The following is a 15,104-nucleotide window of genomic DNA, read 5'->3' as shown; positions in this document are numbered from 1 at the left end:
CTGGACGATTGTCCCCCACCGCGCGGCGGCGGTCGAAGCGGGTCGCCGGTCCGCCACAATTCCCCGGTGCCCGCCCTCCGCAGCCCTCGCCGCACGACCCTGGTCCTCCTCGGCATCCTCGTCCCCGTCGGCCTCGCCGCACTGGTGGGCATGCTGCTCACCTGGCCGGGCGAGGCGCGTACCACGCACGGGTCGGTCGTCGACGTGGAGGTCGAGCACCCCACCGCCACGGTGGCCTCGGCCGTCACCGCCCAGTGCGAGGGCACCGTCGAGGACATCCGGCCCGGCGGGTCCGTGCCGGCCTCGGTGAGCTGCCTCAAGGTGCGCGCCACAGTGGCCAGCGGACCCGAGCGCGGCGCCGAGATCGAGGTGTGGGCCGCCGCCACGCTGACTCCCGACGACGTCCCCGCCGGGACGCGGATCGTGGTGCAGCGCTACCCCGGCGCCGACGGGGAGCCGGATGTGTGGGCGTGGCACGACTTCGAGCGGGCGCTGCCGCTGATGACCTTGGCACTGGTGTTCGCGCTGGTCACGGTGCTGGTGGCCGGGATGCGCGGGCTGCGGGCCATCGTCGGGCTGGCCTTGGGCTTCGCGGTGCTGGGCGCGTATGTGCTGCCCGCGCTGCTCGCCGGATCCGACGCCCTGGTCGTGGGGCTGTGCGGGTCCGGCGTGATCATGTACGTCGTCCTGTACCTGGCCCACGGGTTCTCCGAGCGGACGTCGACGGCGCTGCTCGGCACGGTCATCGGGCTGCTGGTCACCGCAGGGCTCGGGATCGTCGGGGCGCGTTGGGCGCACCTGTCGGGCGTCATCAGCGAGGACACGTACCAACTCGCGGGGCTGCTCGGCGACCAGGGCGCCAGCGCGCTGCGCGGAGTGTTCCTGTGCGGGGTCGTGCTCGCGGGCCTCGGCGTGCTGAACGACGTGACCATCACGCAGGCGTCGGCGGTGTGGGAGCTGCGCGCCACGATGCCGGACGCCAGCCGGCAGGAGCTGTTCCGGCGCGGGATGCGCATCGGCCGCGACCACATCGCGTCCACCGTCTACACGATCGCCTTCGCCTACGCCGGGGCCGCGCTGCCGGTGCTGCTGCTCGTGCAGGTCTACCAGCTCTCGCTCGGCCAGACCCTGACCAGCGGCTCCTTCGCCGAGGAGATCGTGCGGACGCTGGTCGGATCCATCGGGCTGGTGCTCGCGATCCCCCTCACCACCGCCGTGGCGGCGCTGGTGGTGAGCGCCTCACCCGTCGACGTCGCGGAGGACGCCGGGCGCCGGCTCCGTCGCCGGGCCGGCGGGCACAGCCACGGGCACATCCACAGCGGACATGGGCACGGGCACGGCGGACTCGGGCACTGAGCGGCGAGCGCTGACCACCAGGGCCGCCACGGCCGTGGTCAGCGGGATGGCCAGCACCAGGCCGATCGAGCCGACGAGGGTGCGGACCACCTCCTCGGCGATCTCGCCGCTGGTCAGCGACGCGAGCAGCGGCCGATCGGACATGCTCACCAGCAGGATCAGCGGCAGCGACGCCCCGAGGTAGGCGAAGGCCACGGTGTAGACGGTGGACGCGATGTGGTCGCGGCCGATCCGCATGCCCCGGCGGAACAGCTCGACGCGGGACATCGCCGGCGCCCCGGCGTGCAACTCCCACACGGCCGACGCCTGGGTGATCGTCACGTCGTTGAGCACGCCCAGCCCGGCGAGGACGATGCCGCACAGCAGCACGTCGCGCAGCGTGACCAGCGGGGCGTAGTGCTGCAGATCGAGGGCGTCCTGCCCGACGATGCCCGTGAGCTGCGCGGCGCCGGTGGCCCAGGCGGCGAGCGCCGAGGTGGCGACGAGGCCGCCGAGCGTGCCCACCAGCGCCGTGGACGTGCGCGCCGAGAACCCGTGCGCGAGGTACAACAGCACGAACATGAGCCCGGTGGCGGTGACCAGCGCCACCGGCACGGCGGGACGGCCCTGGAGCAGCGCCGGGAGCATGAACACGCCGATGCCGGCCAGCGAGATGCCGAGCCCCGCGAGCGCGGCCACTCCCCGCCAGCGCGCCACGGCCACCACCAGCACCGCGAACACCGCGGCGAGCAGGGCCATCGGGGGCCCGCGCACGAAGTCCACGAAGACGTGCGTGGTGGCGGGAATGCCGTCTGCGGTGGCGCCGGGGAGCCGCATCACCACGAGCTGGTCGCCGGGCTCCACCTCCGGCAGGTGCTCCGGCGGCACGAGCACATGGGTCGTCTCGCCCTCGGCGGTGCGGGCCTCGACCTGGTCCTCCGCCGCGGCGTCGAGGTCCACCGCGAGGACCTCGACACGGCCATAGCTGGACCCGGGCGCGAGGGTGGTCAGGCTGGGCGATTCGGCGTCGGGCCAGAGCAGCCAAGCCCCGAGGAGCGTGGCGGCCAGGGCTGGCGCCAGCACAGCGGTCAGCACCGCGCGGACGCGGCCGTCGACACGGACGTGGGCATGCGTGTGGGGGTGGGCGCCCGGCTCGTGCGGCAACGTGGCCTACTCGCCGACGAGTCCGTCGACGGACTCCCGCAGCAGGTCCGCGTGGCCGTTGTGGCGGGAGTACTCCTCGACCATGTGGACCAGGATCCAGCGCAGGCTCGGCGTCCGCCCGTCCGCCCAGGCACGTCGGGCGGGGGTGTCCAGGCCGCCGCCGTCGGCCAGCGCCAGCGCGACGAGCTCGCGGGACCTGCCCACCGCCCCCTGCCACAACGCCAGGAGCTGCTCGGGGGTGTCCTCGGCGGCGGAGTGCCACTCCCAGTCGGGGTCGGCGCCCCAGTCCACCTCGTCCCACGGCGTGCTGCGCTCGTGGCCGTGCAGGGACCGCGAGAACCAGTGGTCCTCGACGTAGGCCAGGTGCTTGAGCAGGCCGCCCAACGTCATCGACGAGGCGCCCGCCGTGGCGCGCAGGGCCTGCGCGTCGAGCCCCGCGCACTTCCACGCGAGCGTGTCGCGGTGGAAGTCCAGGAATCCGAGCAGGGTCGCCGTCTCGTCGGCCGCCACCGGTGGCTCGACGCGTCCCTGCTCATCCACTGCCATGCGCGCGAAACTACCCCAGCCGATCGCGCGGGCGGGGGCGCGCCCACTCAGGCGCGCCCCCGCCGCTGGCGTCAGGCTCCGACGAGGCGCGTGGCCAGGTACGGGGTGACCTGGTCGAGGGAGACCCGCTCCTGCGTCATGTCGTCGCGGTGGCGGATCGTCACGGCCTGGTCGTCGAGCGTGTCGAAGTCGACAGTGATGCAGAACGGCGTGCCGATCTCGTCCTGGCGGCGGTACCGGCGGCCGATGGCCCCGGCGTCGTCGAACTCCACGTTCCAGCTGCGGCGCAGCTCGGCGGCGAGGTCGCGGGCCTTGGGCGAGAGCGCCTCGTTACGGCTGAGCGGCAGCACGGCGGCCTTGACCGGCGCGAGGCGCGGGTCGAGCTTGAGCACCGTGCGGGTGTCGACGCCGCCCTTGGTGTTGGGCGCCTCGTCCTCGGTGTACGCCTCGACGAGGAACGCCATGAGCGAGCGCGTCAGGCCGGCTGCGGGCTCGATCACGTACGGCACCCAGCGCTCGTTCTTGGCCTGGTCGAAGTACGACAGGTCCTGGCCCGAGTGCTCGGTGTGGGTCTTCAGGTCGAAGTCGGTGCGGTTCGCGATGCCCTCGAGCTCGCCCCACTCGCTGCCCTGGAAGCCGAAGCGGTACTCGATGTCGACGGTCCGCTTGGAGTAGTGCGAGAGCTTCTCCTGCGGGTGCTCGTACAGGCGCAGGTTGTCGCGCTGCAGGCCCAGGTCGACGTACCAGTCGGTGCGCGCGTCGATCCAGTACTGGTGCCACTGCTCGTCGGTGCCGGGCTCGACGAAGTACTCCATCTCCATCTGCTCGAACTCGCGCGTCCGGAAGATGAAGTTGCCCGGGGTGATCTCGTTGCGGAACGACTTGCCGATCTGGCCGATGCCGAACGGCGGCTTCTTGCGGCTGGTCGTCACCACGTTGGCGAAGTTCACGAAGATGCCCTGCGCGGTCTCGGGGCGCAGGTAGTGCAGCCCGGACTCGTCCTCGACGGGGCCGAGGTACGTCTTGAGCATCATGTTGAAGTCACGGGGCTCGGTCCACTGGCCGCGCGTGCCGCAGTTCGGGCAGGCGATGTCGCCGAGGCCGTTCTCGGGCGCGCGGCCCTTCTTCTCCTCGAACTCCTCGAGCAGGTGGTCCTCGCGGAAGCGCTTGTGGCAGCTCAGGCACTCGACCAGGGGGTCGGTGAACACCCCGACGTGGCCGGAGGCGACCCACACCTTGCGCGGCAGGATGACCGACGAGTCGAGGCCGACGACGTCCTCGCGGCTGGTGACCATGGAGCGCCACCACTGCTTCTTGATGTTCTCCTTGAGCTCGACGCCCAGTGGCCCGTAGTCCCAGGCGGAGCGCGTGCCTCCGTAGATCTCTCCGGACGGGAAGACGAAGCCCCGGCGCTTGGCCAGGGAGGTGACGGCGTCAAGACGGGACGGGGCCACAGCTCACACTCACTTTGTTCTCGCGTGCCCCCGCCTGGCTGGTGGAGGCTCCGGGACGAGGTTACCGGGGCGGCGTGGGACCGCGTCGCGGGCGGTCATCAGATTGACAATGATTCTCACTCTAATGAGAATGATCATCATGCAACTCCGACGCGGCCTCCTGGGCCCCACCTGCGGCCTGTCCCTCGCGGCGCTCGCCCTCACCGGCTGCGCCGCCTCCGAAACCGCCGCAGACGCCCCGCTCGCCGTGTCCGCCTCGTTCTACCCGCTGCAGTTCGTCGCCCAGGAGGTCGGCGGCGACCGCGTCGACGTGACCTCCCTGACCCCGCCCGGCGCCGAGCCGCACGACCTCGAGCTCTCCCCCAGCCAGGTCAACAGCCTCCGCTCGGCCGATCTGGTCGTCTACCTCTCCGGCTTCCAGCCCGCCGTCGACGAGGCCGTCGCCACCGCCGACCCCGCGCACATCGTCAATGCCGCCGACGTCACCACGCTCGTGCCGTTCTCCGCAGAGGACGTCGAGGAGGCCGACGAGCACGGCCACGAGGAGCACGCCGGCGAGGAGCACCACCACGCGGACGACGGACACGACCACGGCGACCTCGACCCGCACTTCTGGCTCGACCCCACGCTGCTGGCCCCGGTGGCCGAGGCCGTCGCCGCCCAGCTCGGCGAGCTCGACCCCGACGGCGCCCAGGAGTTCGAGGCGAATGCCGCAGCGCTCACCGCACGGCTCGGCGAGCTCGACAGCCAATACGAGCAAGGCCTCGCCTCCTGCGAGCGCCACGTCTTCGTCACCACGCACACCGCCTTCGGATACCTCGCCGACCGCTACGGCCTCGAAGAGGTCGGGATCTCCGGCATCGACCCCGACGCGGAGCCGTCCCCCGCTCGACTGGTGGAGATCCGCGACGTGGTCGAGCGTGAAGGGGTGACCACGATCTTCTTCGAGGCGCTGGTCAGCCCCAAGGTCGCCCAGACGCTGGCCGCCGACCTCGGCATCGAGTCCGCCGTCCTCGACCCGCTCGAGGGCGTCAGCGGCTCGCAGACGTACTTCTCCGTGGCCGAGGACAACCTCCAGGCCCTGCAGACGGCGCTGGCCTGCGCATGAGCGCCGCACAGCCCACCCCGGCCGCCCCGGCGCCGGCTGACGGCCCAGCGGTCCTCGAGGCCGAGGGCCTCGGCGTCGCGCTCGGCGGCCAGCAGATCCTCAGCGGGATCGACTTCACCGTGCGGCCTGGCGAGGTCGTCGCGCTGCTCGGCGCGAACGGCTCCGGCAAGTCGACGCTCGTGCGCGCGCTGCTGGGCATCGTGCCCACCGACGCGGGCACGGTGCGCCTCTTCGGCCGGCCACTGGGGAACGGCGTCCCGTGGAACCGCGTCGGCTACGTCCCGCAGCGGCTGCCCGCCGCGACAGGCGTGCCGGCGAACGCCCTCGAGGTCGTCACCTCGGGCCTACTCACCGGCCGGCGGCTTCGCCCCCCGCGTGACGCCCGGGACCGGGCCCGCGCCGCCCTCGAGCAGGTCGGCCTCGCCGACAAGGCCCGACGGCCCGTGCACGAGCTCTCCGGCGGGCAGCAGCAGCGCGTCCTCATCGCGCGCGCCCTGGTGCGCGACCCCGACCTGCTCGTGCTCGACGAGCCCACGTCAGGCATCGACATCCCCACCCAGCAGACATTCGTCGACACCGTCCAGCGGCTCCACGCGGACGGCGCGACGATCCTGGTCATCCTGCACGAGCTCGGGCCGTTCACCCCCCTGATCCAGCGCGCCCTCGTGCTGCGGCACGGCCGGCTGGTGCACGACGGCGCCCCGCCGCACGCCCGCGACGAGCACGCCGAGCCCGGGCACCAGCACACCCACCCACACGCAGACCCGGAGCCGCCCGGCGCCGGTCCCACGATCACCATCGAGGTCACCCCATGACCTGGCTCGACCAGATCATCACCATGCTGGAGTGGCCGCTGATGCAGCGCGCGCTCCTCGCCGCGCTCCTCGTCGGGGCCGCGGCCCCCGTGGTGGGGACATTCCTCGTGCAGCGGCGGCTCGCGCTGATGGGCGACGGCATCGGCCACGTCGCCCTCACCGGCGTCGCGCTCGGCTGGCTCGTGGGCAACTGGGCGAACCTCGCCCAGCACGACACACTGGCGGTGCCGGGCGCCGTGGTCGCGGCCATCGTGGGCTCAGTGGTCATCGAGCTCGTCCGGGAGCGTGGCCGCACCAGCGGCGACCTGGCCCTGGCGATCATGTTCTACGGCGGCATCGCGGGCGGCGTCCTGCTGATCAAGGTCGCGGGCGGCACCAACGCCAACCTCATGGCCTACCTGTTCGGGTCGATCTCGACGGTCTCGGGCGGGGACCTGTGGTGGACCGCCGCGCTGGCCGTCGTCGTGCTGGGCGCCGGGGTCGGGCTGCGCACCGCGCTGTTCTCGGTGAGCTACGACGAGGAGTTCGCGCGCGGCTCAGGGCTGCCGGTCCGCTTCCTCAACATGCTGATCGCCACCGTCGCCGCCCTGACGGTCACCATCGCGATGCGCGTCGTCGGGCTGCTGCTCGTCAGCGCCCTGATGATCGTCCCGGTGGCCATCGCGCAGGTTTTCGCGCGCTCCTTCGGCCGCACGATGGCGCTGGCGAGCGCGATCGGCGTCGCGGTGAGCGTGGTCGGCCTGTCCGTCACGTACTGGCAGGACTACCCGCCAGGCGCGACGATCGTCGTGCTCGCGATCCTGGTGTACGCCATCGCGGTGACGCTGCGGCCCCTGATCCACCGGCCCACGCCGCACCGCGACCCCCACCCCGACGTGCCGGACGACGTGCTCCTGGCGACCAGCGCCAGGGACTGACGGCCCGGCGCCACGTCCATCGACCGCTCGTAGACTGGACCCTCGTGAACGACCCCGCCGCAGCGTACGGACTGGGTGGCCGCCCCTTCTGGTTCGTCATCATCGCCCTCGTGGTCATCGTCCTCGCGCGCTCGCACATGACCTACTGGGTGGGCCGGGCCGCCTCCGTGGGCGCCGGCCGCCTTGCCGCCACCGGCCGAGGCCCCCGCTGGTGGACGGCCACCCGGGCACGCGCCGCCGCCTGGGGCTCGACGGTGCCCGCGAAGCGCGCCGCCGCCGCCGTGCACCGTTGGGGCCCGCTGGCCGTGACCTTCGCCTACCTCACCGTCGGGGCGCAGACTGCCGTGCTCGTCGCCGCGGGCGTCGCCCGCATGCCGTACCTGCGCTTCACGCTCGCGTCGATCCCCGGGGCCATCGCCTGGGCCTTCATCTGGGGCACCGTCGGCCTCGGCGCCGTGTGGGCGGCCGCCGCGCTCGCTGCCGAGTCCCCCTGGGGCCTCGCCGCCGCAGGCGTCCTGATCGCAGCCGCCCTCGCCTGGTGGGCCAGGCGCCGCCGAGCCTCCCGCCGCGCACGCCATGAGGGCGTCGAGCGCACGCATGACACCGTGGCCACGGGAGCCCACCCAGGCGCCTGACGGCTCAGGCGCCTGACGGCTCAGGCGTCTGACGGCTCAGCCGTGTGAGCCGGAGACGCAGAACTGGTTGCCCTCCGGGTCCGCGAGCACCGTCCACGCGAGCCCGTCCTCCCGGTGCTCGGCGACGAACTTCGCGCCATCCCCGGTGAGCCGGGCCACCTCCGCCGCACGGTCCGCGGTCGTCAGATCGACGTGCACGCGGTTCTTCCCACGCGTCGGGACCGCCACCTGCTGGAACCCCAGATTCGGCCCGCCCGACGGCCCGGGGGCGACCACGATGAAGGGCGCGTCGGGCGCCCCCTGGACGACGCCGCCCGTCTGCGCCGCCCACCACCGGGCCAGCGTCGGGGCGTCGAGAGCGTCGAAGGTGATCATCTCCACTGTGAGTGTCATCCTCCGCACGCTAGCGGCCACCCCCGACACCCTGTCCAGCCCTCCCGGCGCAATCGCCGCAATCGGCTACGCGACAGGCTGGTCGACGGCTCCCCCGTAGCGCCGGTCGCGCCGCGCATACGTCTCGACAGCGCGCCACAGGTGCCGGCGGTCCACATCCGGCCAGGGCTCGTCGAGGAACACGAGCTCGGCGTAGGCGGACTGCCAGATCATGAAGTTGGAGGTGCGCTGCTCCCCCGACGTGCGCAGGAACAGGTCCACGTCCGGCAGGTCGGGCTCGTCGAGGTGCCGCGCGATGGTCTTCTCGGTGATCTTCGACGGGTCGAGCCGCCCGGCGGCGACCTCGCGGCCGATGGCCTGCACGGCGTCGGCGATCTCGGCGCGGCCGCCGTAGTTGACGCACATCGTCAACGTGCACGTGTCGTTGCCGCGCGTGAGCTCCTCGGCGGTCTCGAGCTCCTTGATGACCGAGCGCCACAGCCGCGGGCGCCGTCCGGCCCAGCGCACCCGCACGCCCCAGTCGTTCATGGTGTCGCGCTGGCGGCGCAGCACGTCCCGGTTGAAGCCCATGAGATAGCGCACCTCGTCGGGTGAGCGCTTCCAGTTCTCGGTGGAGAACGCGTACGCCGAGATGTGCTTCACGCCGATCTCGATGGCGCCCGCGACGACGTCGAGCAGCGACGCCTCGCCGGCCGCGTGGCCCGCGGTGCGCGGCAGCCCGCGGGCGTTCGCCCAGCGGCCATTGCCGTCCATGACAATTGCGACGTGCTGCGGGATGAGCTCCGCGGGGATGGCAGGGGGACGGGCGCCGCTGGGGTGCGGCGGCGGAGCGATCGGCATCAGACCCTCTCGACCATGGGCAACGAGCGCAGCTGGCGCTCGAGGTGGAACTGGCAGTATGCCGCGACGAGGCCGTCCGCCTCACGCCGGTGCCGTTCGGCGCTGGCCTCCGCGACATCCCAGTGCCCGGCGAGCAGCGCGGCGAGCAGCGCGAACGTCTCCTGCGCGGGCGAGGTGGCGCCAGGTGGACGACAGGCCTGGCAGACGGCGCCGCCCTGCGCGACGGCGAATGACGTGTGCGGGCCGGGCCGGCCGCAGCGCGCGCAGTCCGCGAAGCTCGGCGCCCAGCCCGCGATCGCCAGCGCGCGCAGCAGGTAGGAGTTGAGCACCAAGCCGGGGGCGTGGTCGCGCGCCGACAGCGCGCGCACCGCTCCCACCAGCAGCCAGTACTGCTGCACCGAGGGGTCGTGCTCGTCCTCGACGAGCCGTTCCGCGGTCTCGAGCATCACCGTCCCGGCGGTGTAGAGCGCGTAGTCCTCGCAGATGGGCCGGCCGTACGCGCCGATGGTCTCCACCTGGGTGACCAGGTCCAGCGAGCGGCCGGTGTTGAGCTGCACGTCGATGTGCATGAACGGCTCGAGCCGGGAGCCGAATCGGGAGGTGGTGCGGCGCACGCCCTTGCCGACCGCTCGGACCTTCCCGTGGGTGCGGGTCAGCAGGGTCACGATGCGATCGGCCTCGCCCAGCTTGTGGGTGCGGAGGACGATGGCCTCGTCGCGGTAGAGGCTCACCCGGACATTATCCGCCGAGCACGACCACCTGGTCACGTCCGCCACGCTTGGCCTCCCGCACGGCCTGGCCCAGGCCGTCGAACAGGTCGTCGCCGCTGCCCACCTGCGCGACGCCCACCGAGAGGGTCACCGTGAGCCCTGGCGCGATCGCGTCCCAGTTCGCGGCGTGCGCGCCCGCCAGGATGCGGCGCCCCAGCCGCTCCAGCCGCGCGGCGCTCATTGCCGCGCCGGGCGGCGGCAAGATCACGAACTCGTCGCCGCCGAATCGCGCCACCAGGTCCTCGTCCCGGGCGAGCCCGCTCAGCAACTCCGCGATCTGCACCAGCACCGCATCGCCGATCACGTAGGAGTGCTGGTCGTTGACGCACTTGAAGTCGTCGACATCGATGAAGACGCCGGCCATCGGCCCCTCGCCACCGGCGACGAACTCCTGGATGGCGCGCCGGTTGCCGATCCCGGTGAGCTCGTCGAGCGCGCTCAGGGCAGTGGCACGGGCGCTCTGCTCGACCAGCTCCTGGATGCGGACCTTGCTGAGCAGGGCCTCGAAGCGCTGCTCGCGGTCACTCCAGGTGCGGCGCGCGACCCGCCGGAACATCACAGTGGCCTGCACTGCGGCGGGGTGGTCGCCGTGCCGTCCACGCGCCGCCTCCAGGAGCACCGCGTCGACGGCTGTCAGCCACACCTCCCGGTCCCTTGTCTCGACCTCGGGACGGACCCTCGCGACAGCGGCCTCCGCCTCGGCGTAGCGCCCCACCGTCGTCAGGGCCAGGCCGATCGCGCACATCGCGGCCACCCACTCGGGCCGCCCCCGGTACTGCTCGAGGGCCGGCCCGGCGCGTTCGGCGAGGGCCAGCGCCCTCCGGTGCTCACCCAGTCCGACCATCGCGACGATCTCCGCGGCGTCTGCGGAGACCGCATGGTCCACGGGCCCGGAGCCGCCGTCGCCCTCGGCCAGCCGGCGCAGCAGGAGCACCCGTGACGCGAGCTGGGCGAACGTCGCCGACGCCTCGCGGTCATAGCCGAGGACCAGCAGCCGCGCGCCCCACTCGGCGAGGTTCCGCGTCGACTGGGCCACCACGTTGGCGTCGAAGCCCGACGGCACCAGGCGGTGCAGGCGGCGCAGCAGCGCATGGCTCTGCTCGTAGAGCTCGGCGGTCCGCAGGCCGTTCGCCAGCACCGCGACGGCCGACGCCTGGTTGTACCGGCGGCCGTCGGGCACGCCCACCAGGCTCCACACGCGGGCCAACAGGTCCATGACCTCGATCGCCGCACCGGCCCGGATACGGGCCAGGGCCCGGACAGCCAGTGCCTTCGCCTGCCAGTACGGCTCCTCGTCGTGCTCCGTGCGGGCCAGCAGGTCATCGGCGCAGGCGACGGCGGCGTCGACCTCGTCCAGCTCGATCAGGCACTGCCCACGCGTGAACAGCAGGTACCTGACCGTCGCCTCATCGCCCGCCAGCTCGGCGAGCGCGATCCCGTGGGCGCACAGCAGCAGCGCCGCGGGCAGGTCGCCATGCTGGAACTCCCAGAAGGCGCGGTCGGCCACGAGGTCGAACACGCCGAACTCGGAGGTCGCCACCACCTCTGCGCCGATGGTGCCCACCCCGTCTCCCCGCGTCACCCGACGCGTCGCGCACGTTGTTCCCAGGTGCTCATCGGCGTGCGGGGGCCGCACTGCAGAGACTCGGCGGAACGTCACCCGAATGAGTGCCGCGGTACGCCCGACAGCGAAGGCCGCCGGGCGCACGTGGCGTCCGGCGGCCTGGGCCGAGGTGGTGCGGGTCAGCGCTGCGCGCGGTTCACCGCAGAGATGATCGCCTTGAGCGACGCGGTCGTGGTGGACGGGTCGATGCCGACGCCCCAGAGCGTCTGATCGCCCACCGCGCACTCCACGTAGGCGGCAGCCGTCGCGTCACCGCCGGAGGACAGGGCGTGCTCGGCGTAGTCGAGCACCATGACCTGGACCCCCAGCGAGCCCAGCGCGTCGAGGAACGCGTCGAGCGGGCCGTTGCCGGACCCCTCGAGCGTGCGGTGCTCGCCGCCGTCGGCGACGTCCACTGAGAGCGCGACCGAGCCCTCCTCGGAGCTGGTCATCCGCATGCCGCGCAGGCGCAGGCGTCCCCACGCCGCCAGCGGGCCGCCCGGCTCCACCGGGAGGTACTCGTCGTTGAAGATCTGCCACAGCTCGTCGGCGGTGACCTCGGCGCCGTGCGTGTCGGTGTGCGCCTGCACCACGTGCGAGAACTCGATCTGCAGGCGGCGCGGCAGGTCGAGGTCACGCTCGGACTTCATCAGGTAGGAGATGCCGCCCTTGCCGGACTGCGAGTTGACCCTGATGATCGCGTCGTAGGAGCGCCCCACGTCCTTGGGGTCGATCGGCAGGTACGGGACGGCCCAGACCAGGTCGTCGACCTCGCGGCCGGACGCCACCGCCTCGGCCTCCATCGCGTCCAGGCCCTTCTTGATGGCGTCCTGGTGGGAGCCCGAGAACGCCGTGAACACGAGGTCGCCACCCCACGGGTGCCGCTCGCCCACCGGCAGCTGGTTGCAGTGCTCCACGGTGCGGCGCACGTTGTCCAGGTCGGAGAAGTCGATCTCGGGGTCGATGCCCTGGCTGAACAGGTTCATCCCGAGGGTCACCAGGCACACGTTGCCGGTGCGCTCGCCGTTGCCGAACAGGCAGCCCTCGATGCGGTCCGCGCCGGCCAGGTAGCCCAGCTCGGCGGCGGCGACGCCGGTGCCCCGGTCGTTGTGCGGGTGCAGCGAGAGGATGACGTTCTCGCGGTAGCGCAGGTTCCGGCCCATCCACTCGATCGAGTCGGCGTACACGTTGGGCGTGGCCATCTCGACGGTGGCGGGCAGGTTGATGATGACCTTGCGGTCGGGCGTCGGCTCCAGCACGTCGAGCACCGCGTTGCAGATGCGCGCCGCGAACTCGAGCTCGGTGCCCGTGTACGACTCGGGCGAGTACTCGTAGAAGACGTCGGTTCCGGGCACCGTCTGCTCGTACTTCTTGCACAGCTGCGCGCCGGACACGGCGATGTCGACGATGCCGTCCTCGTCGGAGCGGAAGACCACGTCGCGCTGCAGCGTGGACGTGGAGTTGTACAGGTGCACGATGGCCTGCTTGGCCCCGGCGATCGACTCGTATGTGCGCTCGATCAGGTGCTCGCGGCACTGGGTGAGGACTTGGATGACGACGTCGTCGGGGATCCGGCCCTCCTCGATCAGCATCCGCACGAAGTCGAAGTCCGTCTGCGACGCCGAGGGGAAGCCGACCTCGATCTCCTTGAAGCCCATCTGCACGAGCAGCTCGAACATCTGCAGCTTGCGGGCGGGGCTCATCGGCTCGATCAGGGCCTGGTTCCCGTCACGCAGGTCGACGGCGCACCAGCGCGGGGCCTTCGTGACGCGGCGGGTGGGCCAGGTGCGGTCCGGCAGGTCGACGGTGATCTGCTCGTGGAACGGCCGATACTTGTGGACGGGCATGCCGGAGGGCTGCTGGGGTGTGCGGTCGTGGTAGCTCATCGAGGATCCTTCGCTGGTCGGTGGGAAGCAGCCGGCACACCGAACACCGCGGCGAGGATGCGGCCTTACGAGGCCTCGCCGCGGCGACGAAGGAGGAGCAGCTCGAGCTTCAGCACGTGGCCACTGTACTCCGGCGGTCAGCGCCAGGTGCGCCCACGGCGCGCCGTGGGCTGCTACCCCAGGAGGACCAGCTCGTCCGCAGTCCAGGCCAGCAGGTTCCCGCCCTCGACTGACACGAGCGAGGTCCCGTGCGGGAGCGGCGCGGACCAGTACCGCACACCGTCGGCGATCCCCCGCGCCACCAGCTGGGGCGCGCCATCGGGCCCCAGCTCGGCCGTGAGGACCAGGGAGCCGTCCGACACCGGCGGCAGCGTCAGGTCGGTCTCGACATCCCAGGCGACCTCGCCCGTGTGCGCGTCGACGCTCACCTGCCGGCCGGGGGCCGCGAGGATCACCTGGCCGTCGACGATCACCGCGGGGTCGAGGTCGGTGCCGAGTGTCCACAGCTGCTTGCCGCTGAACGCCGCCGCGGCGCTGATCTCACGGCCCGCGTCGAGCACGACGATGTCGTCCGCAGTGCCGTCGTCGACGGCCGGCCGGACCGGCAAGGAGGGAAGATCTCGCAATCGGCGGCCCGACGGTCCGTGCAGCGCTCCCCCACGTGCCGTGGACCACGTGCCGAACCGGTCTGCGTCCGATCCCGCCTGGACGAACGAGAGATGCGTGGCCCAGTAGAGCTCCGCCCCGTCCTCCGCGTCGAGGACCACCGTGCCACTGCCGCCGAGCACCACATGCTCCGCGGTGAGCGCTGCGGTCGGCGCGCTGATGTAGCCGTCCGCGCTGTTCGACTGCCGGCTCCTGTACGCCCACTCGGCGGCGCCCGTGAGCGGGTCGCGCAGCGCCGCGTGGAGGTACCCCTCGCTGTCCCGCGTGACCAGCACCACGCCGTCACCGCGACGGGCGATCAGCGCGACCTCGCCGGTGACCTCCCACTCGCCAGACACCGAGCCGTCCGCGGAGTCCAGGGCCACGACCCGCACGGGCGTGGCCGCCGCGTCGCCGGCCTCGGCGTAGACGGGCGGCGGCGTCCGCACCAGGCACACCAGGTAGGGCCCGACATCGGCCCCCGCGCTGGGGCAGTCGGGGCCCTGCGCCTCCGCCGCGGCCTGGGGCACGGTCCCCAGCGAGGTCGTCCAGCGTTCGGCGCCGGTCCGCGCGTCCAGCGAGGAGACCTGCCAGGCGCCTTGGCGGATGCCCACCACCGCCACCGCGCCACCCGCCGCGAGCGCCTTGTCGCCAGCGGCGACCGGATGGCGCCACCGCTCGACTGGCGGCCCGTCGAGGGGGCGCGCCAAACCGGGAACCCCTGCCAGCCGCTCGAGGCGCGCGTCCTCGTTCCGTGCCTGCATGACCGAGCCGACTGCGAGGACGAGGACGAGGGGCACCGTGACGGGCCACCAGCGACGGGCTGCCCGCGTCAGGCTGCGGGACCCCGCCGGGTGGGGTGTGAGGGTCCCGGCGTCGAGCTCGGGGGCTCCAGCCTCGGCATGGGGATCGCGCGCCAGATCGCCGGTCGGGAGGTCGTCCTCGACGAGCTCGACCGCCGCCATGCGGCTCAACGGCGCCAGTGCCATGGCG

The 15,104-nt window shown here is 72.6% G+C and carries 14 protein-coding genes; 5 read left to right on the top strand and 9 right to left on the bottom strand.

Annotation, left to right across the window (positions count from 1 at the left end):
- Positions 1-66 precede the first annotated feature (66 nt).
- Positions 67-1,356 carry a YibE/F family protein gene (locus tag BN3788_RS14745; protein ID WP_234346670.1) on the top strand — a complete coding sequence of 430 codons (1,290 nt, stop codon included), beginning with the start codon at positions 67-69 and terminating at the stop codon, positions 1,354-1,356.
- Here BN3788_RS14745 and BN3788_RS14740 read toward each other — a convergent pair.
- The 3 genes from BN3788_RS14740 to BN3788_RS14730 all read right to left on the bottom strand — a co-directional run bounded on the left by BN3788_RS14740 (position 1,240) and on the right by BN3788_RS14730 (position 4,499).
- Positions 1,240-2,499, bottom strand: coding sequence for a YibE/F family protein (locus tag BN3788_RS14740; protein WP_082812956.1), 1,260 nt, complete (start codon positions 2,497-2,499; stop codon positions 1,240-1,242). The genes BN3788_RS14745 and BN3788_RS14740 overlap by 117 nt on opposite strands.
- Positions 2,500-2,505: 6 nt before the next feature.
- Positions 2,506-3,045, bottom strand: a complete 540-nt coding sequence (locus BN3788_RS14735; RefSeq protein ID WP_066587786.1) for a DinB family protein — start codon at positions 3,043-3,045, stop codon at positions 2,506-2,508.
- 71 nt (positions 3,046-3,116) lie between these two features.
- Positions 3,117-4,499, bottom strand: a complete 1,383-nt coding sequence (locus BN3788_RS14730) for a glycine--tRNA ligase (RefSeq protein WP_066587785.1) — start codon at positions 4,497-4,499, stop codon at positions 3,117-3,119.
- A 139-nt stretch (positions 4,500-4,638) separates the two neighbouring features.
- Between BN3788_RS14730 and BN3788_RS14725 the strand changes: the two genes are divergently transcribed.
- From BN3788_RS14725 to BN3788_RS14710, 4 genes are read left to right on the top strand one after another with little or no spacing between them, the layout of a single operon-like run.
- On the top strand, positions 4,639-5,607 hold the full coding sequence (locus BN3788_RS14725) for a metal ABC transporter substrate-binding protein (protein ID WP_066589459.1): 969 nt from the start codon (positions 4,639-4,641) through the stop codon (positions 5,605-5,607).
- Entirely contained in the window at positions 5,604-6,422 is an 819-nt protein-coding gene (locus BN3788_RS14720; protein ID WP_066587783.1) for a metal ABC transporter ATP-binding protein, read from the top strand. The genes BN3788_RS14725 and BN3788_RS14720 overlap by 4 nt, the downstream gene beginning before the upstream one ends.
- Positions 6,419-7,339 (top strand): metal ABC transporter permease, encoded by a 921-nt coding sequence (locus BN3788_RS14715; protein WP_066587781.1) that lies wholly within the window; start codon positions 6,419-6,421, stop codon positions 7,337-7,339. Before BN3788_RS14720 ends, BN3788_RS14715 begins: the two co-directional genes overlap by 4 nt.
- Before the next feature lie 44 nt (positions 7,340-7,383).
- Entirely contained in the window at positions 7,384-7,974 is a 591-nt protein-coding gene (locus BN3788_RS14710; RefSeq protein WP_066587779.1) for a DedA family protein, read from the top strand.
- 36 nt (positions 7,975-8,010) lie between these two features.
- Here the strand turns inward: BN3788_RS14710 and BN3788_RS14705 are convergent, their stop codons facing one another.
- The 6 genes from BN3788_RS14705 to BN3788_RS14680 form a co-directional block, all read right to left on the bottom strand.
- Positions 8,011-8,367, bottom strand: coding sequence for a VOC family protein (locus tag BN3788_RS14705; RefSeq protein WP_066587777.1), 357 nt, complete (start codon positions 8,365-8,367; stop codon positions 8,011-8,013).
- Between the two features lie 66 nt (positions 8,368-8,433).
- Positions 8,434-9,207 (bottom strand): isoprenyl transferase, encoded by a 774-nt coding sequence (locus BN3788_RS14700; RefSeq protein WP_066587775.1) that lies wholly within the window; start codon positions 9,205-9,207, stop codon positions 8,434-8,436.
- Positions 9,207-9,938 (bottom strand): DNA repair protein RecO, encoded by a 732-nt coding sequence (gene recO / locus BN3788_RS14695; protein WP_066587772.1) that lies wholly within the window; start codon positions 9,936-9,938, stop codon positions 9,207-9,209. The genes BN3788_RS14700 and recO overlap by 1 nt, the downstream gene beginning before the upstream one ends.
- Before the next feature lie 7 nt (positions 9,939-9,945).
- A complete protein-coding gene (locus BN3788_RS14690; protein ID WP_147525137.1) occupies positions 9,946-11,541 on the bottom strand; it encodes a GGDEF domain-containing protein in 1,596 nt (531 codons plus the stop codon).
- A 179-nt stretch (positions 11,542-11,720) separates the two neighbouring features.
- The gene (gene leuA / locus BN3788_RS14685) at positions 11,721-13,466 is read right to left on the bottom strand and encodes a 2-isopropylmalate synthase (RefSeq protein WP_066587768.1); all 1,746 of its coding nucleotides are present in this window, start codon (positions 13,464-13,466) and stop codon (positions 11,721-11,723) included.
- Between the two features lie 173 nt (positions 13,467-13,639).
- Positions 13,640-15,100 (bottom strand): outer membrane protein assembly factor BamB family protein, encoded by a 1,461-nt coding sequence (locus BN3788_RS14680; protein ID WP_082812955.1) that lies wholly within the window; start codon positions 15,098-15,100, stop codon positions 13,640-13,642.
- Positions 15,101-15,104 lie beyond the last annotated feature (4 nt).

The organism is Cellulomonas timonensis (assembly GCF_900046455.1).
Taxonomy (GTDB): domain Bacteria; phylum Actinomycetota; class Actinomycetes; order Actinomycetales; family Cellulomonadaceae; genus Cellulomonas_A; species Cellulomonas_A timonensis.
This window is presented reverse-complemented; position numbering and strand designations above follow the sequence as displayed.